This window comes from Leucobacter holotrichiae (assembly GCF_055791005.1).
The window spans coordinates 54,023-77,106 of sequence record NZ_JBVUAC010000013.1 but is presented as its reverse complement, the minus strand read 5'-3'; the positions used below and the strand labels follow the sequence as shown (position 1 = coordinate 77,106).

The 23,084-nt window shown below is 62.2% G+C and carries 15 protein-coding genes; 4 read left to right on the top strand and 11 right to left on the bottom strand.

Features of this window, described 5'->3' with window-relative positions; translation table 11 throughout:
- Window positions 1-320: 320 nt before the first annotated feature.
- Window positions 321-1,148, bottom strand: coding sequence for a hypothetical protein (locus tag AC0KXF_RS14105; RefSeq protein ID WP_473109779.1), 828 nt, complete (start codon window positions 1,146-1,148; stop codon window positions 321-323).
- Window positions 1,149-1,425: 277 nt separating this feature from the next.
- Between AC0KXF_RS14105 and AC0KXF_RS14100 the strand changes: the two genes are divergently transcribed.
- Together AC0KXF_RS14100 and AC0KXF_RS14095 are read left to right on the top strand one after the other, a co-directional pair.
- Entirely contained in the window at window positions 1,426-6,177 is a 4,752-nt protein-coding gene (locus AC0KXF_RS14100) for a CapA family protein (protein ID WP_473109778.1), read from the top strand.
- A 117-nt stretch (window positions 6,178-6,294) separates the two neighbouring features.
- On the top strand, window positions 6,295-8,154 hold the full coding sequence (locus tag AC0KXF_RS14095) for an ATP-binding protein (protein WP_473109781.1): 1,860 nt from the start codon (window positions 6,295-6,297) through the stop codon (window positions 8,152-8,154).
- A 314-nt stretch (window positions 8,155-8,468) separates the two neighbouring features.
- Here the strand turns inward: AC0KXF_RS14095 and AC0KXF_RS14090 are convergent, their stop codons facing one another.
- Genes AC0KXF_RS14090 through AC0KXF_RS14060 form a run of 7 tightly spaced genes read right to left on the bottom strand, consistent with a single transcriptional unit; the run spans window position 8,469 to window position 17,874 of the window.
- The gene (locus tag AC0KXF_RS14090; RefSeq protein ID WP_473109777.1) at window positions 8,469-10,061 is read right to left on the bottom strand and encodes an APC family permease; all 1,593 of its coding nucleotides are present in this window, start codon (window positions 10,059-10,061) and stop codon (window positions 8,469-8,471) included.
- Window positions 10,039-12,012 carry a CapA family protein gene (locus AC0KXF_RS14085; RefSeq protein ID WP_473109776.1) on the bottom strand — a complete coding sequence of 658 codons (1,974 nt, stop codon included), beginning with the start codon at window positions 12,010-12,012 and terminating at the stop codon, window positions 10,039-10,041. The genes AC0KXF_RS14090 and AC0KXF_RS14085 overlap by 23 nt, the downstream gene beginning before the upstream one ends.
- A 38-nt stretch (window positions 12,013-12,050) precedes the next feature.
- Window positions 12,051-13,559: a sugar-transfer associated ATP-grasp domain-containing protein gene (locus AC0KXF_RS14080; protein WP_473109775.1), complete on the bottom strand. Its 1,509-nt coding sequence runs from the start codon at window positions 13,557-13,559 to the stop codon at window positions 12,051-12,053.
- 42 nt (window positions 13,560-13,601) lie between these two features.
- Complete coding sequence (locus tag AC0KXF_RS14075; RefSeq protein WP_473110078.1) at window positions 13,602-14,261, bottom strand: hypothetical protein; 660 nt, start codon at window positions 14,259-14,261, stop codon at window positions 13,602-13,604.
- A gap of 2 nt (window positions 14,262-14,263) precedes the next feature.
- Window positions 14,264-15,316 carry a sugar-transfer associated ATP-grasp domain-containing protein gene (locus AC0KXF_RS14070; RefSeq protein WP_473109773.1) on the bottom strand — a complete coding sequence of 351 codons (1,053 nt, stop codon included), beginning with the start codon at window positions 15,314-15,316 and terminating at the stop codon, window positions 14,264-14,266.
- Window positions 15,304-16,446: a CDP-glycerol glycerophosphotransferase family protein gene (locus AC0KXF_RS14065; RefSeq protein ID WP_473109772.1), complete on the bottom strand. Its 1,143-nt coding sequence runs from the start codon at window positions 16,444-16,446 to the stop codon at window positions 15,304-15,306. The genes AC0KXF_RS14070 and AC0KXF_RS14065 overlap by 13 nt, the downstream gene beginning before the upstream one ends.
- Window positions 16,447-17,874 (bottom strand): sugar transferase, encoded by a 1,428-nt coding sequence (locus tag AC0KXF_RS14060; RefSeq protein WP_473109771.1) that lies wholly within the window; start codon window positions 17,872-17,874, stop codon window positions 16,447-16,449. It abuts the gene before it with no gap.
- 188 nt (window positions 17,875-18,062) lie between these two features.
- Here AC0KXF_RS14060 and AC0KXF_RS14055 point away from each other — a divergent pair, with 188 nt between their 5' ends.
- Window positions 18,063-19,457: a hypothetical protein gene (locus AC0KXF_RS14055; RefSeq protein WP_473109770.1), complete on the top strand. Its 1,395-nt coding sequence runs from the start codon at window positions 18,063-18,065 to the stop codon at window positions 19,455-19,457.
- Between the two features lie 71 nt (window positions 19,458-19,528).
- Here AC0KXF_RS14055 and AC0KXF_RS14050 read toward each other — a convergent pair whose 3' ends face one another.
- The 3 genes from AC0KXF_RS14050 to AC0KXF_RS14040 form a co-directional block, all read right to left on the bottom strand.
- Complete coding sequence (locus AC0KXF_RS14050; RefSeq protein ID WP_473109769.1) at window positions 19,529-19,843, bottom strand: metal-sensitive transcriptional regulator; 315 nt, start codon at window positions 19,841-19,843, stop codon at window positions 19,529-19,531.
- Between the two features lie 288 nt (window positions 19,844-20,131).
- Window positions 20,132-21,061 (bottom strand): EamA family transporter RarD, encoded by a 930-nt coding sequence (gene rarD / locus AC0KXF_RS14045; RefSeq protein ID WP_473109768.1) that lies wholly within the window; start codon window positions 21,059-21,061, stop codon window positions 20,132-20,134.
- Window positions 21,058-21,516, bottom strand: coding sequence for a GNAT family N-acetyltransferase (locus AC0KXF_RS14040; protein WP_223044911.1), 459 nt, complete (start codon window positions 21,514-21,516; stop codon window positions 21,058-21,060). The genes rarD and AC0KXF_RS14040 overlap by 4 nt, the downstream gene beginning before the upstream one ends.
- Window positions 21,517-21,963: 447 nt before the next feature.
- On the opposite strand from AC0KXF_RS14040, the gene AC0KXF_RS14035 reads away from it, so the two are divergent.
- Complete coding sequence (locus AC0KXF_RS14035; RefSeq protein WP_473109767.1) at window positions 21,964-23,040, top strand: sugar ABC transporter substrate-binding protein; 1,077 nt, start codon at window positions 21,964-21,966, stop codon at window positions 23,038-23,040.
- Window positions 23,041-23,084: the final 44 nt, after the last annotated feature.

Below are 23,084 nucleotides of genomic sequence, written 5' to 3'. Positions count from 1 at the left end.
GAGTTCGAGGCCATAATGATGGATGCCGTCGGGTTGGCGGCATAAACCCCGGACTCAACCAAAGCTTCAGCAGACCCCAGTCGATGAACTCCGTTGGTCGGAACTGTGCTGCTAGGTGCTGGAAGACAGAATGCGATTAATCGCAAGTGCACAGTCTGATCATAGTATTGGCTCAGGGGGCATCGCGGAACCAAGATACTTCTTGAAATCACCTCATGCGACCGCGGCAGATAATCCTCTTCGCTTTTGCTCCGGCGGGAGAGTTAGAGGACTTCGAGGCTTTGTGAAGCTCGCCTTGCGGATTCGTTCAAAGCGGAAGGCTAACCGACATAGCGATAAACGCTGTAAGTGCGGCCATATCCGTCTGTGCCGTCTTTGTTGAACTCGCGTGTGTGTAGCACAGGGAGCCGAGCCGTCGTGCTGTCGGCGTTCGGATCGTAGGAGGCGTCGGAGACGACGTTCTCGAAGCCTTCATGGTCGCCGATCCAAAGCATGGTATGGCCCATCACGCCTTTCTTGGGGTCGGAAATTAACACGTCTCCCGGCTGATATGTTCCAGGGGCGAATCTAGTGGTAGAACCGATCTTGATCCATCCGCTCTTGTGGCTCTCAAGATAGTCACTCTGCTCATTGGTCAAGATAGCCGGGTAGCTGGGGTCAATCGTATTGATGATTACTGTTGCTACATAGGCACCGCAGTCTGCGAAAGAGTAGCCCGCGCGGGGTAGGGGAAGGTTGTCTGCCTCGCTCGCCACTCCGACGGCGCGCAGACGGGCCTCTTTGTATGACTTGCCCACCATGCCAATGTCTGCAGGACCACCGCCGGTCAACGCGTCAGGGTTTAAGCTGCCGTCGTCCATCATCGGATAAGAGATTGAAATCGCGAGTTCACGGGCAGAGCTGAAATTCGGCTCTTCAGGAGGTATGGCCCGACGTTTCGTCGGCGGGTCAGCGGAACCTGGTTCCTCATCTTCGCTGGTGGTGGCTTCGCTAGAAGACGAACTCGTGGAAGTGACTGGGGCCTGTGTTTCGCTGACTGGTAGGTCGATAAGAGATGTAGACCATCCGCCAATAACAACAAGACCGAGGACCAGCGCACTTGAAAGAAGTATGGCGAGCTTCTTTTTGCGCATGTTCCTCCGCTCCATCTGACTTCTCCTTACTAGTATTGCCAATCGACCTGAGATGAATGTGGGTGCAGGCATCTGACCGTAGATGTTTGTGGGCTTTCTGTTCGAATCTGCGGTGCCCCAGGCGCTATCAAGGAGGTCTGCTGAACTCCGGAAAGCGAAGTGTCTAACCGAGGAGCTATCGCACAACGGACGTAAGCTGAGTCCACTTCTTGTGCAAATTGTGCAGTGCGAGGTCCCCTGGGGAATACTTAAAGGCGAGTTAACTGGGGAGACCGACTGCTGTAGGTGACGAATGGACGTCAAGCGGCCAGCAGATGCGACAGACATCGCTATTCAGTCAGGAGAAGAATCGTTCATGGTAAAGACGCAGATCCCGAATGTCAGCGATGGTTCTGATGGGCTCAAGTTCAGTGTTGGCGCCGAGTCTGTCAAGGTTGTCGGCTGGGAAGGACCTCGGACCGAATTCACGATTCCAGCTTCGGTGAACGGCAAACCAGTAACGATCATTGGACGCGGGGCTTTCAAAGGCAATGAGCAGGTCACGTCGGTATCTATTCCCCAGACTGTTACCAGCCTGGGGGCTGAAGCTTTTGCGGGCTGTAGTGCACTGGAGACGGTCGAACTTCCAACTGACCTCGAAGTAATCAACGCCCAAGCATTCGAAGGTTGCACCAGCCTTCGAAAGGTGTATCTGCCATACGAATTGAAGAGGATTGCGTCACGAGCATTTGCCGGGTGCACATCCTTGAAGGAGCTCCCTCACTTCGTGAAGACGGGGATCAGCGTCAAGATGACGGTGAGTAGGAACCTTGTTGAAAGAGCCTTTCCGATCGCCTTGGAATACATTGGGAGTGAAGCCTTCAAGGACTGCTCCGCGCTCCGAAAAGTCGTCGTGCCTTTTAAAGTAACTCGGTTGCGCCAGGGGGTTTTTGAAGGCTGCCTGGCGCTCGAAACCGTTTGGCTTCATTCGAATCTTGAGAGAATCGGAAGTCAGGCGTTCTTCACCTGTCCTTCTCTGAAGCGCCTCCGCGTGCCTGCATCGGTGCAGTCAGTGGGTGAGAATGCATTCACTAGGAGCACTCTCGTCGTGACAGAAGAAGGATCCTCAGCTCACCGGTTCGCAATTGATACCGGATACCCCACGGATGTGCTGACGGGAGACGCGACGTCGATCGACTCAGCAATGGGAGCTCGAGGTAAGACGACCGTTGCTGATGTGTTGAATGAGCCTGAAGTCCTGCAGAATCTGATCGACAAATACGAGGTACGCCCTCCAGTCGACGAAGTGGATCGTACAGATGAAGCGGACTCGAACGCCACCCCCATTCGTCCCGCAAGGTTCGAATTCGATGGGCAGGTATACCGCTCGGTGTCACAGGAAGTGCCGGCTCAGGAGATCACTATCGCAATGACGGGCGATCTCATGTGCAGTTCTAGACAGCAGCGAAGTGCTTTGGACGCGGACGGCGTCTACGACTTCACGGAGAGCTTCGAAGCTGTAAAACCTCTTCTCGATCAGTACGATCTGGCGATCGGAAATCTTGAGACTATGGTGGCTGAGGCGTATCCCTACATGCATAGGAAGGTCTATGCGGACGACCGTCCTCATATGAATGCTCCTTTTGCCTACCTTGCTGCAGTGAGGCAAGCCGGGATCGACGTGGCCATAAATGCTCAGAATCATATGTACGACACCGGGGCCAAAGGTGTGTTGCAGACCCTGGATGCTTTGAACCGGGCCCAGATCATCCACGGCGGCATGTATGCGGGACCCGATGAACCGAGGTATCTACTTCTAGACGTCAAGGGTTTCCGCGTCGGCATCGTGGCCTATCTGGATGACGCGCGTCAGAAGAACAAGCAAGCGAACTTCACCGAAGAGGGATTGCAAACACTCGCGGCTCATTTCGATGCCGATAGAATTCGGAAAGATATAGCAGGAGCTCGCGAAGCCGGAGCCGAATTTGTACTTGCCTACTGTCATTGGGGGCGGGAGTACACTGACTTCATTTCGCCTCGTCAGGAGGCCTACGCAGCTATGGTCGCCGACGGCGGAGCCGACTACATCTTCGGTTCGCATTCCCACTGTCCTCAGCCGTATTCTGTCGTGAGGTCGAGTGATAACCGAAGAGTTCCTGTCGTGTACTCAGGGGGGAACTTTCTCTCAGAGAACAACCGTAAACCGCCCATTACCCGAGACAGTTTTATCGCCTCGTTGACGCTTGCTCGTGATGAACAGGACCGGGTCATCGTAAAGGGTGACGGGTACATCCCCTGCCGAATCCTGGAAGATCAGGGCAATCGCGGACTTGTGAAGGTGATTCCGTGCGAGGACCTCGCGGAGGGGGCGTATGGCTACGACGCGTTGCAGGCCAACGGTGATATGAAACGAATTGACCGAACGATGGGGGCCCAGTACCGGCAACTCGGCAAAGAGAATTTCCGGGCAGATCAGACGGAGGAGGAGTTCTCTTCCAGTCATCGCTACAGCGACTATGAGATACAGGAGCCCGCTTTCGCTGAATTGCGGGCAGATGATGTGCTGCCAGAGCCCTCATTCAAGTTCGATGAGGAACAAGCGGTATGGCGCAAGACTGAGGACACAGCTCTAAACGAGGCCACCTTGGTCTGCGCGGGGACACTTGCATATGGTGTTGAGACCGAAGCCATCGGACGGGTCGGGGATAAGTATCAGTTCCGCTCGATGTTCAAACATGTCGCCGATTGTCTTGGCGCTGCCGATATCGCGATTGGATCGTTCAATTCAATCGTTGCTGATAACTATCCCAGCATCTCGGTGATGTCGCGAAAGCACGCCGGTCGACACTATATGAACGCACGGTCTGAGTACATTGAAGCTTTGAACTATGCCGGTTTCGACTGCCTCGCGCTTGCGAACCCATATAATCTTGACCTCGGTGTGGCCGGTATCGCTGCCACGGAGGAAGCTTTCTCAGCTAACGGCGTCGTGCCGAGCGGGCTGGGCTCTCAAAAGGCGCCGGTGTTTGAGGTCAACGGAATCCGCGTTGCGGTGCTTTCCTTCACGCTCGACATGTACGGAACACGCAACGTGATCACTCATGAGGGCGCGGAGAAACTACTGAGCGTTTTCGATGCGCATCGCGCATCCGAAGTGATATCGGAGGTGCGTGAGCGTGGTGCCGATTTTGTGCTTAGCTATCTGGATTGCCGGTCTGCCACGGGTGCTTATCGGCTTGCCGAACGTACAAGGTCAGCAAAGGAGTTGGCCGAGGCAGGGGCCGACTACGTTATCTGCAGTCATCCTGTGATCTCTCGCTACACACGTTTCCAAACTACTGATGGTAGGGAAGTGCCGCTTGCGACTTCCCTCGGCGTATTCTCCTCAGGCCAGGTACGGAACCCTGAGAACACCGTGGCTCCGCTCCTGAGAGTTGTGCTGCGCCGCACGGCAACCGGAGCAGTGGAGGTCGAGGACTCCTTCATCCCTATGAGGCGGTTCGTTCACTATCGGGGTGCCAGCTCGGCCACGGTGCCGGCAACACCTTATTACACGCCCGGATTGGAACCCGAGCAAGTTGAAGGGGCGGTGGAACGTCTCAGTGAGTTGCTTGGAGAAAGCATTAAAGTTCATGATGCGCGCAGGGTGACGCCGGCTACCGGATACGAGCCTCAGTTGAGCCCGGCGCAAATCGAACAGATTCTGGGGGTTGAGTTCACTGACGATGCGAGACGGATGCTTCGTGGGCAGTATGACACGCCATTGACTCGAGTCTCGATACGCACCAGCGACCTGGCCGATGATTGTGCAGCGGTGATCGCGACTCGCACGACTTGGCATCACTTCCCTGACAAAGTGAAGCGTGCCGACGCCGAGAAAGTCAAAGCTCGGATGGTTATTGCCGAAAAGCAGATCTCAGGCATACCTACCCTCGTCGTCGAAGACCCGTGGGACGCATATCTTCAGTTGATGGCGGCCGTGAGAGAGAAATATACCCCGCTCACTATCGCAGTCACGGGCACGGCCGGTAAAACTACCAGCAAAGATATGCTCGGAGTGGTCATGCGCCGGCACTACAAGACGCTGCACGTTGTGGGGAACGGCAATACGGTCACGCGCTCAGGGAACGCGATTCAAAAGCTTGCATCAGAACATGAAGCCTTTATCCAGGAAGTACATGAAGGAACTACTGGCTCGGCCAGCGCCATCTCGAAGCTGATTCGCCCCAACATCTGCCTCGTAACCTCTGTTGGCGAGGGGCACCTTGATCAGATGGGTTCGATCCGTGAAGTGATCGAGGGGAATCTTCAGGTTGCTGACGGCATGGTTGAGGGTGGAACCCTCGTGCTTAACGGGGATAGTGAGCATCTGCGGAACGTAGATGTGGGAGTCAAGGTTGTGCGTTTTGGCGTAAGCGACCCGAACTTCAATTACTACGCTACAAATGTGAGGTCGACTCCGACGCGTACCTACTTCAATGTGGTGTCACCAGAAGGAGAGTATGCATGCGAGTTGAGGGTTAAGGGGATTCACAACGTCAGCAACGCACTGGGAGTGTTTGCTGTCGCATCGATTGCTGGCGTTCCACCCCACAAGATCATTGCTGGACTTTCTAGATATGAGCCGACGAGTGTACGGCAGAACGTCGTCGAGCACGGGGGTTACACACTTCTCATCGACGCCTATAACTCGAATGTTCTGTCCTTGACCTCGGCTTTGGAGGTTTTGAACGAACTGCCCGTTTCGGAACATGGGCGGCGGGTGGCGGTACTCGGCGACATGGGTGAGCAGGGCTCGAAAGTGCAAGAGAATCATGAGTTCATAGGGCAGAAGCTCGGCGAACTAAATATCGATCTGCTTCTGTGTACGGGTGGGGGAATGCGCTATACAGCCAGTGTCGCTGGCGAACACGCCATCGAGGTACGGCATTTCGATCTTGTGCAAGACCTCAACCACGCCGTGGCTAGGGAGATTCACCCTGGTGATGCCATTCTGTTCAAGGCAGCTGGATCCGCGAGTTTCACTGACAAAGTCATTTACCCGCTCTTTGGGCGTATCGTGTGAAACTTAGATTACGGAGGACTCGTTCGTGATAGGTGTTTCCTCTATCTAGTCCTTTGAGCCCGGGGCAGAGTTGAGTAAATGTCGGCCCTTAACTGCATGTAATGAGGGAGAGTGCTGATGAACTCGGCTGCGTCCGAACTTCAAGAACAAGGAGAACACGCTGTGCCCGTACAGCAACAGAATGACTACAACGATCAAGAATCTCTAGCGATCATCCGGGAGCAACGAGAGAAGCGGGTGCATCTCGGGGCACTTACAGTGGTGCGCGCTGCGAGGCGCGAACGCGCCTCCGTCGAGTGGCTGGGCCGCTTCACCGGTTGGATCATCCTTAATGATCGTCGAGTTCCTATCTCGTCTCATTTCGGACCTGAATCAGCCGTCGGAGCGGCGATCGTGGATGATAAGCAGATCACCAAGGATCTATTGATAGCTGCAGGGGTCTCTGTGCCGGACGGGCGCGAAGTGAACTCGGCAGACGAGGCAGTTGCGGCCCAGAGGGAACTGAATACCGGCGTGGTAATCAAGCCCCTGAACGGGGCTATGGGAAATGGGGTCACGGTGAACGTGACCGACCCAGCCGATATTCGTGAAGGGTATGAGCGGGCTCGCAAATATGGCCGGAGAATCTTAGTCGAGCAGTTCGTGAACGGCTTTGAATACCGAGTGCATGCAACTCCAGAAAAATGCACTGGAGTGTTTCGACGGCTTCTTCCTAGCGTAATGGGTGATGGGCGTTCAACCGTCGCAGAACTGGTTGCTCAGAAGAACGAAGCTCGTAAGGCGAACCCGACAACTCGACATATGCCGATCTTGATGGATGAGGTCGCCACCGGGCTTTTAAGGCGAGGTGGTCTGAACTGGTCATCTGTGCCGCAGCCGGGCCAGCAGGTGATCGTGAGAGATGTGAACGGCATCACTAGCGGTGGCGACTCGGAAGGGTGCTTTGACAGCGTAGATCCAAGGATTAAGCAAACCGCAGTTGATGCCGTTGCGGCAATTCCGGGAATGGCGTGGGCGGGTGTCGACTTGCTTGTTGATGAAATTACTGGACAGCCATATGTGATCGAGATGAATACCAACGCCTCGATTGATGGCTCGAATTTTCCGGTTTATGGGCCTCCGAGGGATATGGGGGCTGAGCTTTGGCGCGCGCTGTACGCGCACACGACTCCCGAACCCACGGCGGTTCCGATCGGACTGCAACTGAACTCTCGCCCAGAGCCTTTGCTTGAAGATTCTCCCGCTGGAGGTGCTCGTCAGGTAACCCTGACTAAGCTGTTCCAGGACTACTTGCGGGGGCAAGGATACGAAGTCACTCAGCATAATGCCCGCCTCTGGACGGCTGAATCTGTGGACGGAACGGGTGCGTGGTTTGCAGGTCCCACATCGATCAGGGATTCGCGGGTAGCGAACCAGGTTATGCGTAGACGCGGCGCCTGGCTGCGCGCACTTGCAAAGCAGGGAATACCGCGTCTTCATGGTCGAGTGGTCCGCAACGTCGACGAGTTGGATGCCTTCCGTAATGAGTTCGGCACGGATGTCACCTTGCTGCCATACGGAATCCATGCTGGGACAGGGTTCTCCATCATTATCGGTAAGGAGGCTGCAGCCAGCCCCGGGTTGTTTAACCGACGTAAGAATTGGTATGCACAAGTACGTCGTTCCGGACAAAGGCTGCGTGTAGTCGCAACACCGGAGAAGGCGTTAGTCGCGCTTTCTAAGCAAGAACTGACGCTGTCTGACCAGGAGCTTCAAGCTGTTACCCGACTTGCTGTTCGGGCTACACGCGCCTTGCCTCAAATGCGGTGGGCGGCAGTTGATATCGTGATTCGCACACCTGATCGTGTGGGCCCTCAATATAGTGGTGTCTACGTCGAGGAGACTTCCTTCCACCCATATTTCGAACCGAACGATCAAGTGGTTGCCGGTTCGATGGCAGATTTGTACGAGGTGCTGCTGCAAGGTTCAGGTAGCTAGTTGCTGTAGAGACTGCACAAGGTATTGCTGGTACTACTCAATCGAAGCAGGTTAAGCGGCTCTTCGTATTTGAGGGTGCAGATCGGGCCGTGGACCTAATCGAGTACAACGAAGACCTCGTAAGAGAATTCAGGGTGTCTAACGTCCTGATCTTTACGAGGTCTTCGTGCTTAACGCTAGTATCTCTGTCCCTAATCTGACCAGGTTCTGCCGCCTTTCTCGGCCTGACGGCGACTGGCCCGAACGACAAGCAATTCATGCGCAGGAGCGGGGACTGGCCTTGTTGGCATCGTCATTCGGCGAAGACATTGGAGCTAGATCGAACGCACCCACTCCGGGCGTACTGAACCGAGCACGGCGATATCTACCTCATCATTGCTGACAGTGCTACTGTGCCCGCGACGCGACAGGTAGAAGACCACGCCGATCAGCACCCACGCGCCCATGGCGATGAGAGATGGGCCCGAAAGCTGTGCAGGGGAGCCCGGTGCCAGCAGCAGGATCGTGAAGACGATCGCGACGATGACCCCGGCACCCGCGAGAAGCTTCCGTGTCGTCGAGGCAGAGCCAGGCACCGGCTCTGCCTGGCCGCTCCAGCGGAACATGCGGAAGGCGCAGAGACAGGTGTACGCGAACGCGAACGTGAATCCGATCGACGCCATATCGACGATCCAACTCAGAGCGGTGCGGCCGAACCAGGGAGCTACCAGGCAGACGGCCAGCACAAACCAGATCCCCGTGCTCGGAGTGCCATGCTTGGGGTGAACCTTGGAGAACGCGGCCGGCACCATCTGTGCACGGCCCATAGCGAGCAGGACCCGCGAACCGGCCATGTAGAACCCGTTGAGGCCGGTGGCGATGCCCATGAAGGCGGCGACGCAGAGCAGAATAAGACCGAGCGGTCCGAGGTTGGCCGTGACGACATCGGCGGTCATCCAGACCGGTTGCTTCGCAAGCTCCGACTGCCATGGGGCACCAGCAGCAGTGGCGGTGATCATTGCGAGATAGAGGCCGGTGGCTGCCACGAGCGACCAGACGATGAGCTTGAAAGCCTTCGACGCCGAGAAACTGAACTCCTCCGCGGTCTGCGGGATGTTGTCGAAGCCGATGAACGCCCACGGCGCGATGGCGACGATTGCGAGCACACCCGCGAGAGCGGGGGTCTCGGGGTTGAAGATCGGCTCCATATTACCGAGCTGTCCCTGAGGAGAAGCGAGCACACCGATGAGGATGGCGAGCACCGCTGCCACCATCAGCACGCACATGTAGAACTGCAGCCGAGCAGAATTGCCGCTGCCCCTCACATTGAGCATTGCGAAGACAATGAGCGCGGCGGTCGAGATGAGCACCTCACCGAGATAGACATCCCAGCCGGCGATCGTGTAGAGATAGCCGATCTCGGCTACCTGCGGCACGATCTGTCGGGCGAGTACCGCGAGAGCCGAGGCGTTGAGTGCAACGATCGAGACATATCCCAGAGTCATGAACCAAGCGCAGATATATGCGTGGAGACGTCCGAAACCGACGAGGGTGTAGGCGAAAGCTCCGCCCGAAACTGGAAAAGTCTGAGCGAGGAAGCCGTAGCTCACGCCCACGACGATCATGAGTATGCCGCCGATCGTCAAACCGAGAAGCGCGCCCACGGGGCCCGCTGTACCCATCCAGTCGGAGGGGAGTATGAACGCGCCCCACCCGACGGCGGAGCCCAGGGCGATGGCCCAGACCCAGTGAGGTTTCAAGGTTTTGTTCAGCCTCGTCGTTGAAGCCTCTGCGGTAGTGCTCATGCGTTTTCTCCCTGGGTTTGCTTCGGCTAAAGTACCATCCTCAGCAACCGACGTCGTGGTCGAAGTGTTTTTGGGAGGACTCTTTCTCATAGAGTCCTCATCAAATTGCGGGCTCGATCCCATCGCCCACGGCCTCGACGATCCGCGGCCGCGCCTCGCGCAGCGCTTTGCGGAAGCTCTCCGGTTTGACCTCGGCGTTCGTCGGGAACACCGCATAGTGACTGCGTCCCTGCTGCCTGCGCACCTCGAGAATGCGGCACGGGTGGTAGGTGTTCGAGGCGATTCGAACCCTGCCATCGGGCGCTCGTTCGAGTTGCAGGTCGAGTATGAGCGTGTCGCGGGTGATGGGCGGTTTGATATTCATGTCGCACAGGAAGTTGCCGCCGGAGTAGAGGCAGGGAACCGCCCGCCCGCCCGAAGCCTTGATCAGCGTGAACGGCTGAATGCAGTGCGAGTGCGCGCCGACGATGTAGTCGGCTCCCGCATCGGCGAGCATCTGGGCGTACTGCCTCTGTCTGGGGCTGAGGTCGGTCGTGTACTCCTTGCCCCAGTGCGCGTAGGCGATGATGAACTCCGCTCCAGCGGCGCGGGCGGCATCGATGTGCTCATTGACTCCCTGCCGGGCGAAGGTGGGGAAGAGCGTATCCAGGCCGTGGGGCGTGAAGTTGGCCCTCTTCATGGGCTGCCGCGCCCCGTCGAGGAAGGCCACCACGCCGATGCGGATGCCCCCGACATCGACGAGGAGATACGGCTGATCGTTCGGTGACGCGAAGGCCCCCGTGTGCATGAGCTGAAAGCGGTTCTGGTAGTCGAGCGTCTCGAACAGCCCCTGGGTGCCCGAGTCGTAGATGTGGTTCTGGGCGTTCACCACTGCATCGAATCCCGCCCCTCGTACCGCTGCGAGGAACTCCGGGGGCGCATTGAGGTGCGGCCGCGCGTTCACGTGGCTGCGCTCACTGTTGAACGGGGCCGAGGGCGAGACCGTCGATTCGAGATTGCCGATGGCGAAGTCGCACTCCTGCAGCAGCGACCGCACCCGGTTGAAACCGAAGCCGAATCCCTCGGGGCCCGCAGCGGCGTTCTGCTGCCGCCGTCGTGCCATGATGTCTGCCACCATCATGATGCGTGCTCGCCCCGGGGTCTTCGCCTCCCCGCGGTACACGCCGTCGTCGAACTCGAAGCGCGCTGGCGTGGCTTCCGGAAGCTGCCGATGCTCCCGGTTCACGAGCTCGTATGAGGGGTGTCGGATCTCGTAGCTGTCGATCGCCCTGCGCAGCACGCTCTCATCGTAGAAGGGCACGTGGTCCTCGCCTGAGCGGCGCGGAATCATCTGACTCGAGAGTTCGACCGGCACCGGTTCGGCCACTCGGTGCGGCTGAGCCGTCTTCTGCGCATGGCCGAGAGCCGCCGACTCTTCATCGCAGACGAGCACGGTATCCGGTGCGAACGCGTTTCTGCCGATCTTCTTGCACCTGCTCGGCAGACGCAACTCGTGCAGACGCGTGCAGCCGGCGAAGGCGTGCGGGGCCACCCTCGTGATGCGCTTGTGCAGGCTCACCGTTTCAAGGCTCTCGCACCCCTCGAATGCGCGGGCGGAAACCGTGAGCACCTGGTACGGGATCATCACGCTCGTGAGGCTGCGGCAGTTCGCGAACGCGGCCTCGCCGATGTGCTCGATGAACGCAGGCAGCACGTCTTCGCGTAGCGTCGGATCGCTCTTCATGACCGCGCTGATGCCGGTCATGCTGAAGTAGTAGATGACGCTGAGCGCCGCGCAGCCTGCGAAGCAGCGGTCTTCGATTCGCTTCAGACCGTAGGGGAGGCGGATCTCGGCGAGGCTCTTGCACTCCGCGAATGCTGCGCGGCCGATCTCGGCGACGGACTCGGGCAGGATCACCTCGCGCAGAGCGGCATGCCCGGCGAAGGCCTTGGGGCCGATCCTGATGACCGGGGCGCCCGCGACTTCGCCGGGGACCTCGACCGCCCCCTCGAGTGCCTCATCGAAGGCGATCAGCGTCGCGCCGCCGCGCGTGATCTTGAACCTGCCGCCCTCGGCGGAAACCGTCTTCGCCATGCGTGTCCGTCTTCTCTTTCCGCCCTGCTCGGCGCGCTCTAGATCTTCTGCAGGAAGGGGTCGTACAGATAGCGCTTCCCCTCCTTCTGCGGAGCGTAGGCGGCTTGCAGCAGCACCGGGTCGGGCACGGTGTTGGCCTCGAGAATGCTGACCTTGTCGTTCTGGATCGCGATGTCCCACCCCACATATCTGAGGCCCTCGCGCACGCCCATGGCCCGCTTCGCGGTGTCGAGCACGAGATCCCAGTTCGGCACCCGGAACCCCTCGAACCGCTTGCCCGAGACGGGGTGGGTCTCGTAGACCGCACCGTCCTTGTCGACGGCCGGGGTGAGTACCGTGCCCGAATCGGTGTCGACGGCGCAGACCATCCCGTCATTCGTGAAGTTGTCGGTCACCTCGCGGTGCCCGAACTGGATGCCCGTCGAGATGATCCTGATCCGCCCCTCGTCCTCGATCATCACGACCCTGATGGTGTTGATCGAACCCGGGTAGAACTCCGCCATCTCGGGGTGCTGCTGCAGCACCTCCTCGACCAGCATGCGCGGCTTCGCCATGAGATCGTCGTACACCCTGCGCAGGCCCGCCTCATCGCCGGGCAGTTCGACCTTGAACGCGCCGACGCCGCCGCCCGACCGGAGCAGCTTGCAGAAGATGGCATCGAGGCCCTGGGCGAACTCCGAGAACGACTCGAACGTCGCGCCTTCGGCATTCGACCAGAATTGACGATTCAAGAAGTCGCGGAACACCTCGTCGAAGCGTTCCTTGTCGCGGGCCATCGCGAGATCGGCTGGATCGTTGTACGCGGTGCTCAGACGCTGCGAGTGCGCCACCGTCGCGTAGCTCTCGATCTGCTCATCGCTGAGCTCCCAGCCGCGGAAGCACATGTAGTAGGCGGGGATCACCCCGAATTCGGCCTCGAACCGGGTCATGTGAGCACGCACCTGCTCGGCGGTCCAGCCCGACTCCTGCATCACCCGACGGCGGTTCTCGGAGGAGGTCTCGATCCACTGCCACACGCGAGCGTCGATCTCATCGTCGGTCATGCCGTGGAAGTTGAAGGCGGCGTACTTGCGGAAGGTCACAGCGGGCCATCGCTTCTTCGTCTCGAGCATCTTCCGCTCGGCCTCTTCGAACGACCAGCCGGTCTCGTTGCAGACCTCTTCGACGAAGCGCCGATCCTGTGCTCTGATGCGCTCGAGGCGCTTGTCGAGGTCGGCCGCGGTCTTGAACTTCCAGAGGTTCCGCCGCACGAACTCCCGGTAGCTCACACCGTATTCGTCTCGGGCGCGATCCATGACCTCGCGGGCTTCCTCATAGCCGATGCCCCGTCGCTTCGCGACGAACGCGATCTGGGCGTTGCGCTTCACGCGGTGCTCGGAGAGCCGATTCTGCGGCACGAGGTAGAGGCGCTCCTCGACGTAGCGGCGGAGACCGATGCCGTGCTCGCGCTTCGCGCGCAGCATACGCGCGGCCGCCTGTGCTCGGGACCAGCCGGTCTCCCGGCTCACTTCGTCGATGTACCGCTTCGCCCGCTTCAACTTCTGCACGTCTTCAACGTTATCGTCTGATCGGAGCGGGCTGTGAACTCCTCATGGTGTTCCCGCTTCGTAGTCGATGACGCGCTCGGCTCCCGCGCTGAGCAGGTCGTAGTTGCGCCTGAACGCCTTGAGGTCGTCGGGCTTGTTGAAGCCTGCGGTCTCGCCGTCGAGGCGCTCGAAGTGCCGCCCGATCTGGTTGCCCTCGAAGGGCAGACCGGTGAACGAGTGGTAGACGTGCCAGCCGATGCACGACGCGATCTTGCCGGCGAGGTACAGCTCGCGAACACGCCTGATGTGGGTGAGCATCGCCTCGGGTTCGCGCGCCTTCACCGCCACGATCGAGCGCTCGTCACCGTAGAAGCGCAGCGGCGAATCCTCCTCATGCTCCGGCTCCACGATGCGCGCCATCGCGCGATCCGTGTAGTAGGTGTCGCCGTAGAGGAAGCAGACCGGCTCCGTGATGAGCTCGGGAGGGAACCGGTCGATCTCCAGCTCGTTCGTCACGGGCTCGTGGCGCCGGGCCCCCGGTGTGTCGTAGCGCGGATCGCTCGACGAGATGACGATGTCGGGATCATCCGCGTGATCCGCGATCTGCCGCACGAGGCGCTGCAGCAGCGTCTCGTCGTCGACCGTGATGAGGTGCTTCGGGATTCCGAGATGCCCGCCCCAGCGCATCCCGCGGCCGTTCGCCATGATCACGTAGCGCGTCACGCTCACTCGATCACCCCGTGGGCGCGATAGAAGTCGCCGAGCTCGCCCTGCCGCTGCGCGCCCCACATCTGAATGATGTTCACGCCCGAGGAGGTGTTCGCCTCGATCACGCAGGGTCCCTGCTCGGTGAGCAGCACGTCCCAGGCCACGAACTGGAGATAGGGGAACCGGCCGGCGACATCGAGGATGCGCTGCTTCGCGATCCTCCAGCCGGGCAGCTCGACCCCCTCGATCCGCTCGCCCGAATCCGGGTGCGTGCTGAACTCGCCCGGCGCCCACAGCGGTCGAGCCGCGCTCAGCGTGCCCTCCTCGAGGTCGATCAGCGAGACGAGGCCGCCGCGGCTGCCGTTGTCGACGGGGATGGTCGCGGCCGTGCCGATCCGCAGCACGGCGAAGAACACGCGGGCGGCGCCGGTTTCGGGATCCCGCATCGTGATGAGGCGGACAGTGTTCGTGGTCTCCGGGAAGATCGTCGAGAGCACGGGGTGCTGCTCCACGCCGAGGGACAGGAACCAGCCGTCCTGATCCTCGAGGAAGGCGATCACCTCCCGCTCGGTGGCGGGGCGGCGGTCGATCATGAAGCCGCCGTCCGCGGCGTCGAGGCGGTGCACGCCCTTGCCCTTGCCCGAGCCGAGGGGCTTCAAGAACATCGCCCCGTGCTCGCGCAGCGACGCGACGACCTCGGAGATCGGCCGCTTCGACTCGGGCCGGTCGGTCGAGAAGAGCCGCCCCTTGTTCTTCACGAACAGGATCGGCGGCACGTCGACGTGATCCTCGAGCACCTCGTTGCACACGATCTTGTTGTTGAGCATCGAGTCGAAGGGCTCGTTGATCCACCGCGAGCGGTACCAGTCGAACTCCGAGAGGTACTCGTGCCGCGAGTTGCGCTTGAGGTCGTAGAGCACGTACTGATCGGCGACGAAACCGCCGAAGATCGCGTAGCGCAGGCGGGTGTGCAGCGGCACCTTGAGGTGGCTCTTGGCGAGCAGGATGCGGGTGATCCACAGGTAGACGAGCTTCGCCCGCTTCACGTTCCGCTTGATCAGCGGGTGCATAGGCCGCCCTTCTCGAAGAAGCAGTCGACGAGATTCTCAGTCGAGCGACCGGGGCTGTCGAAGATGAACTTCGCCTGGTACGCGCGCAGCGCATCCATGGGGTACTCGCCGTCTATCACCCGGGCGATCTCCTCCGCGCTCTCCGAGACGCACCCGGGCATCTCCTCGAACAGATCGATGTTCAGCCCGTTCGTGGCCAGGTACTCATCATGGTCGTGTACATAGTAGAGGGTTTTCACGTCGATGAGCGCGGCCTCGACGGCGATCGCCGAGTAGTCGGTGACGAGGTACTCGGCCACGGTGAGCAGCTCGGGCCCGGTGAAACCGGGGCATGTGACGTACTCGCCGTCGGGCATGAGCAGGTTGCCGTCCTTGTGCCCGTGCACGATGAGGGTGAAGCGATCGCGGTCGATCGCGGCCGCCAGATCCCGCGCGCCGGTGTCGGGGCCGCTGCCGCGCCGGAACGTGGGGGCGTAGAGGATGGTGGGCTTCTGCGCCAGCTCGGGGTGGCTCTTGAGCACGCGGCGGGCGATCTGCTGACGGTGATTGACGAGGTAGTCGGCCCGGGGCAGCCCGATGTTCAGCAGCTTCGACTCGTCGACGCCGAAGGAGGCGCAGTAGAAGGGGTTCCAGGCCTTGCCGCCCGCGATGACCCAGTCGTAGCCTTCATGGATGCGCATCGAATGCGCCAGCTTCTGCGAGCGGCCCTGCTCCCGGTCGAGGGTCTGCCGGCCCGACTGCTTGATCTTGCCCAGCGAGTGCCAGGCCTGGAAGACCACGAGCTCGGGGCGGTGCCGCAGAGACGACACTGCGGGCCAGTACGAGTCGAGCACGCACACCTTCGTCGTGGCCAGGTGGTACAGGCTGCGCAGCGACGCGAAGCCGAAACGGAGCGCCGCCCTCGGGTTCCCCTCGAAGCGGCTCGAGACGGTGGCGATCACGATATTCGGATCCCGCCGTTCGAGCTCCTGGATGAGCATGCGGAAATCGCGCGTGATGCCGTCGGAGTGGCGGCTCAGGAACGTGATTTTGCAGGGGTCGACCCGCGTCACGAGCTTCAGCACCGCGTAGATGGCACCGAACACCACTGCGATGAAGTAGTGCGCGGCAACCTTGATTCCGGTCGACATCTAGTAGGCCCCTCGGGGTTTGAGAACAGTGCGGAACGTGCGCCACAGGATCAGCAGGTCACCCGTGATCGACCAGTTCTCGACGTAGAAGAGGTCGAGGCGGATGCTCTCGTCCCATGAGAGGTCGCTGCGACCGCTCACCTGCCAGAGCCCGCTGACGCCCGGCCGCACGAGCAGGCGCCGGTTCGCCCACCGCGAGTACTGGTCGGCCTCGGCGGGCAGCGGCGGCCGGGGGCCCACCAGCGACATCTCGCCGCGGAGCACGTTGAAGAGCTGGGGCAGCTCGTCGATGCTGTGGCGGCGCATGAACCTGCCGATGCGGGTGACCCGCGGATCCGACTTGAGCTTGAACAGCACCCCGTTGCCCTCGGAGGCATCGAGCATGCCGGGCAGCTCGTCCTCGGCGTTCTGCTTCATGGAGCGCAGCTTGAACATGGTGAACGGGGTGCCGTTGAGGCCGAGGCGGGTCTGGCGGAAGATGATGGGACCGGGGCTGTCGATCCTGATCAGGATCGCCATCACACCCATCACGAGCAGTGCGAGGGGGAGGATCAGCAGCGTGACGAACAGGTCGAAGAGCTGTTTCGCGTAGTAGCGCCACCCCGTGAACTGGGGTGACTCGACGTGGATCAGCGGAAGGCCCGACACGGGGCGGATGTGGATGCGGGGGCCCGCGATGTCGGTGAGGGAGGAGGCCACGATCAGGTCGACGTTGCGCCCCTCGAGCTCCCACCCGATTGCGCGGATGCGCTGGGGCGGCAGCGCCGCACCGCCGGCGATGATCAGCGTGTCGGCGTCGTGCGCCTCGATCGCCTGCATGAGCTGGTCGTAGTCGCCGACGACCTCGAGGCCCTTGACCAGCTCCGAACCCACCGGCGAGCTGGATACCGCGCCGACGAGTTCGAAGCCGACGATGATGTTCGAGCGCAGCTGGCGCACCAGCGGCGCGGCGTGATCCTCATCGCCGACGACGAGGGTGCGGTAGGTGTTCTTGCGTCGGCGACGCTGCTGATGGAGGCGCTTGCGCCAGATCCACCGCCCGAGCACCAGCAGCACCAGGCCCACGGGCAGCGCGATGTAGATGGAGTCGCGGCGCAGTTCGATCGGATCGAAGAGCAGCATGATCAGAGCGGATACGCCGAACGTGACGATCGTGGCGTTGAAGAGCCGCTTGTACTCTTCGGGTCCGGTACCGAAGACAGTGGGATTGCGGGAGTCGTAGAACGCGAGTGCGAGCAGCCAGCCCGCGCAGAGCACCAGGGAGAATTCGACCCGGCTGAGGATGGAGGGCGGCGCGTCCTGCACCGGCGCGAGGTAGAGCAGGCTGAGAACCTGGCTGATGAAGACGGTGAAGATCACCACGCAGGTGTCGGTCCAGAGGAGCTTGCGCGAGTAGCGGCGCTCCCACTGCGGTGCCTTTGCGGTCACGTCACCTCCCCCGAAGCGCCTCTCTGCACCGCGGCCGAGAGTCTGGTTCCGAGAAGTCGCGGTACATAGGTTCCTATGTTACTCCCCTGAAACAGAGCATGCGCGCGTGCCGGGCGGCCCTCCGCTGAGTTACACTGGGTTCTTGTTTCGGCTGCCGCGGCGGCGCGTGGATTCTCAGTGTGAGTGGTATGGACGTGAAGAACGAGAGCGACCCGGCAGAGCCTGTTTCTGCCGCGGGTGCTATCGGCGACCCTCCGGCATGGATCCCCGCCCGCAGTCAGCGCTCGAGCACTCGCACCAATCGTGTGCTCATGGCATCGCTCGGGGCGCTCGCCGTGGTGCTGATCACGGTGGGGATCGCGGCGCCTCAGATCGTGTACCTCGATGAAGCCACCCGCTATGACGACTTCGTCGCTGAGGCTGCAGACCTGCAGAGCGGTATCAGCGACACCGAGGCCGATCTCGAGTCCACGGCGGTGCTGCTGCATCTGCAGCAGGAAGAGGCGAAGACGCTCGCGGCGCGGCTCAAGGCTCTGGCATCGTCGAGCGCCGGTGTGCTGCCCGAGGCGCAGGTCGCGGCATTGACGAGCGCGGCGACGGAGCTCACCGAGGTACTGCCGCAGCAGCCCGCAAAGGTGCCCCCCATGCTGCTGCGCAACGTGGAGCGCACCCTGCAGCAGGATCCGGCCTCGGTGCCGGTCTCGTGGTTCGCGGTCTCGCCGATGGTGGCGGGCAGTCTCGCCGGAGTGGAAGCCGAGACGCCTGATCCGGTGCAGGCCGAGAAGACGGTCACGCTCGAGGCGGTCGACCGCGTGAAGCGGCAGATCTCGGGGGATCGGAAGGATCTCGAAGACCTCGAGGATCGGATGACGAGGCGCACCGCCGCTCTCGAGAAGCTCCAGGCGACGACGACGAGATCCCTCTCGACGGCCGAGGAGATCGCTCTCGGGGCTCCCGAACTCGCGGCGACGACGGCTGCCAAGCTGCCCGTCGAGGAACTGGATCAGCCGACGCTGGTGGAACTGAACGCGACGATGACCGCAGCGGCGGATTCGGCGTCGAAGGCGGTGGATTCGAAGGAGTTCATGCGCCTCTCGGATGCGACGCTGGTGCTGGCCTCCGAGGTGCCCGAGGGAACCGAAGGCGCCACTCGAGTCGAGTTGAATGATCCGCTCCGCTCCATGCTCCTCCTTGGACGTGTCGAGGCGTTCGTGCAGGCGACCGCAGCGGTGATCGACGAGCAGGAGCGACTGCAGGCCGAGGCCGAGGCGGAAGCTCAGGCCCGGGCCGAGGCGGAGGCCAACTCGTACGTTCCGCCGCCGACCACCGAGCCGCCCCCGCCGGACGACTCCGGCGCCGGGGCTGCAGGTACCGCGGATGCGGGCGCTGCGGGAGCCGGCGCGGACGGCTCCGGTGCTGGGGCCGAGGGGACGGCGGATGCCGGGGGATCGGGCGACGCGAGCGATGCCGGTGCCGACGCGGGCGCGAATGGCGCAGGGACCGAGGGGCCGCACGATCCGCCTCCGAGCATCGATGCGAGCGGTGACAGCACTGCGTCAGGGATAAGGATCTCCGCTCGCTGACGGCTGCGATCTCTGCTCCCTGAGCCTGCCGAAGTGAACCGACTGCCGCGGAGCTTCTTCGCTCGGCCGGTTCAGCGCACGAGTCGAGCGATCGCCGCGGAGGCCTCGTGCAGCTTCTCCGCCGCGACCTCTCCGCCCTCGGCCGCCGCCGACGCGACGCAGTGCGCGAGGTGATCGTCGAGGAGGGCGAGGGCGACTCGCTCGAGCGCTTTCGTCGCCGCGGAGACCTGGGTGAGGATGTCGATGCAGTAGTCATCGTTCTCGACCATGCGGTGCACGCCCCGCACCTGTCCTTCGGCGCGCCGCAACCGCTTCAGCAGCTCGTCCTTGTGCTCGATGTAGCCGTGGGTGTGGTGCTCGCAGGCGGCGTCTATCGCTTCGCTCATGCGAGAACCATACACGGGAAGCCCCCTCGACTCACTGTGTTTCGCGACGGGATGAATCGCGCGGCGTCGGCTGTGGACAGGCCTGGCCCCCGGCCCAGCGCCAGCGCCAGCGCCAGCCCAGCTTGCCCAGCCGAGCTTGCCCAGCCCAGCCTCCATCCCTCCGCCCCGGCCCCCAGCTTGCCCCGCCCGGCCCAGCCCCGCTCCTGGATCCCCCCCGTCGAGATACGGATTTCGCACCCACGAGCGCAATCCGGCGTGCAATATCCGTATCTCGAGGGGGAAGCGGCGTCACGCGGCGGATCGCGGCCCTCGACGTGGGCGGAGCTGCGCGATCCCGCCCGCGACCAGCACCAGCACCGCCACCCAGATCGCCCCGTAGATGACGGCCTCGCCGGCCGCGATCCGCTCGCCGTTCAGCATCGCCGCCACCATCAGCAGTGCCGGCTCGAGATAGCCCAGCAGGCCGAAGAGGCTCATCGTGAGCAACCGCGAAGCGGCGATGTAGAACATGAGCGCAACCCCCGATGCCACGGCGAACAGGGGCCCGGCCCACCGCAGCGCCGGATTCGCCGCGAGGGCTCCGCCGTCGACGACCTCGAGCACGAGAAGCACGGCGGCCACCGGGGCGAGCGCCGCAAATTCCCAGAACATGCCGCCCAGGTGGGCGATCCCGAGCGCGCGCCGCAGCACGAAGTACACGGGGTATCCGAGCGCGACGAGCAGCGTCTCCCACGAGACTCCGCCCACCCGGATCAGCTCGAAGCCGACGCCCAGCGCGGCGATGCCCGCGGCAAGCCACTGCCACCACGCCAAGTGATCCTTGTACAGGAAACGCCCGAGGACCACGAGCACGAGCGGCAGTAGGAAGTAGCCGAGCGCCACCTGCATGCCGCGGCCGTGCAGGGGCGCCCAGCTGAACACCCAGAGCTGCGCGGCGATGAGCGCGCCGCAGGCCAGGATCCCGAGCAGCAGCAGCGGGTTGCGACGAATGCGGCTCCCGATCTCGGTGATGAGATGCCCCTGGCGGATCACCACGAGCGCGAGCGCGATCACCGGGATGGTGATGAGATCTCGGAGCGCCCAGATGGACTCGGCCGAAGCCGGGGCGAGCCACGGGGTGGCGAAGTAGATGCCTCCGAACAGCACCGACGACGCGACGGAGACGGCGATACCGCGCCCGCCCGAGCCGAGCGGGCCCGGGCGGAGCGGCCCGGTCAATCTGCGAGGTCGATTGCGCCGACGACCTCGCCGTAGGGCGTCTCATCGATCGGCTTGAAGCCCATGTGGAGGAAGAAGCCCTCCGGCCCGTCCTCACCCGGCTCCCAGAGCACGGTGAGGCGTTCGACGCCGCGACGGCGCGCCTCCTCGACGAGCGCGTTCACCGCGAAGGTGCCCACGCCCATTCCTTGCGCCTCGGCATCGACGTTGATGCGCCACAGCGCCGCGCGGAACTCCTCCTGCGGAGCGTCGGGATCGAAGTTGCCGTGGATGAACCCCACCACTCGATCGCCGTCGAGCACCACGCGCTGCCACGCGGTGTGCGCCGGGGTGACGGCGGCCGCTGCCGCGTAGGAGACGGGAGTGATGAACTGCTCCTGGCCGGGCTTCAGGCCGAGCGTGTTCACGGCGACGATGGTCGCAGCGGAAAGTTCTTCGAGTCTCAGAGCGCTCATGTCTCACAGGCTAGCGTGTGAACGGTGAGGCGCAAAGGGCATCGGGGGAAACCCGGAGTCATGTTGGGGAAACCCGGGAGAACCCCGAGGACCGCGCCGCAGGAGCACCGCTTGCGGGCGAGGGCGACCGCCGGGGAGCCTCTGCGGAGGACGCGGTTGCGGGAGGAGGCCTCGAGCTCGGCGATGAAGGGCGACTCGGTCACGCGGGCGCCGATGTCGGCGCGCATGCCCTCGAATGAGCGGGCCCTCGAGGAGGCGGCGCCTGCCGCCCCGGGGTGATGACCTGTGGGTCGACCATCTTCGCGGGAAGTCCGCCCTTGCGCTCATTAGAGTGGATCTGTACTATCTGGAAGAACCTTCCAAAATATGGCGCAGAGCTATGGAAGGAGACCGCGTCGGCGGAGGGTCCTCGGCGCGGGCAGGCCAGAGTCTGGAGAGAATATGTGGATGTCAACGGCGCGTCGACGGATAACCGGTGTGATAGCTGGTGCGGCTGTAGCGGCCCTGATGCTGACCGGCTGCAGCGGTGGTCAGGGTGGCTCGAACGATGGTGACGGCGGGGGCGGCTCGGGCGACACGCCCCAGATCGGCGTCGCCGAGATCAACCTCTCGCTGCCCTTCTTCGTGCAGATGCAGCAGGCCTCCGAGGACATCGCCGATGACTACGGCGTCGAGGTGACCTGGCAGAGCGTCGACGGCTCGATCGAGAAGCAGATCTCGACGATCGAGAACTTCATCGCGCAGGGCAAGGACGCGATCCTCATCGACCCGGTCAACGCCGACGCACTCGTCGATGTCATCGACAAGGCCACCGACGCCGGCATCGACGTCATCACGATGGGCAACAAGGTCGGCGGCGACGCGAACCACAACACGCTCTACCCCGATTACGACAACTGGGTCCAGCAGGCTCGCATCCTCGGCAACGCGATTGACGGCAAGGGCAAGGTGCTCTTCCTGATCGGCTCGGTCGGCAACTACGTCTCCGACACCCGGCAGGAGGCCTTCGAGAAGACGATGGCCGAGGAGTTCCCCGAAGTGGAGGTCATTACCCAGCCGACCGACTTCGACAGCTCGAAAGCGGGCTCGGTCACCCAGACCGTCATCACGAACAACCCCGACCTCGCCGCGGTCGCGAGCATCTCCGACGGCCTCACGCTCCCCGCGATCAAGGTCGTCGAGCAGGCCGGCCTCGACATCCCGTTCGTGTCGAACGACGGCGACGAGTCCGTGAACGAGTACATCGACTCCGGTCGCGTGCTGACGAACATCCTGACCGGCTCCCACCGCGTGGGCGCGTGGAACACCGCGGTCGCCGCACGCCTGGCGCTCGGATCGGAGTTCGACACTGATCTCTTCATGCCGACCTACGTCATCTCCTCGGAAGAGTCGGCCCAGAAGATCGCCGACTCGGGCGTCGAGATCGACACGGTCACGACCGAGGAAGCCAAGGACGTCGCACTCGACTACGTCGCCGAGTTCGGCGCCGACCAGGACGACGCCGCCATGACGGTCGGCCAGTAACGCCGCCTGGGTATCGCCGGCCGCGCGAACGCGGCCGGCGATAC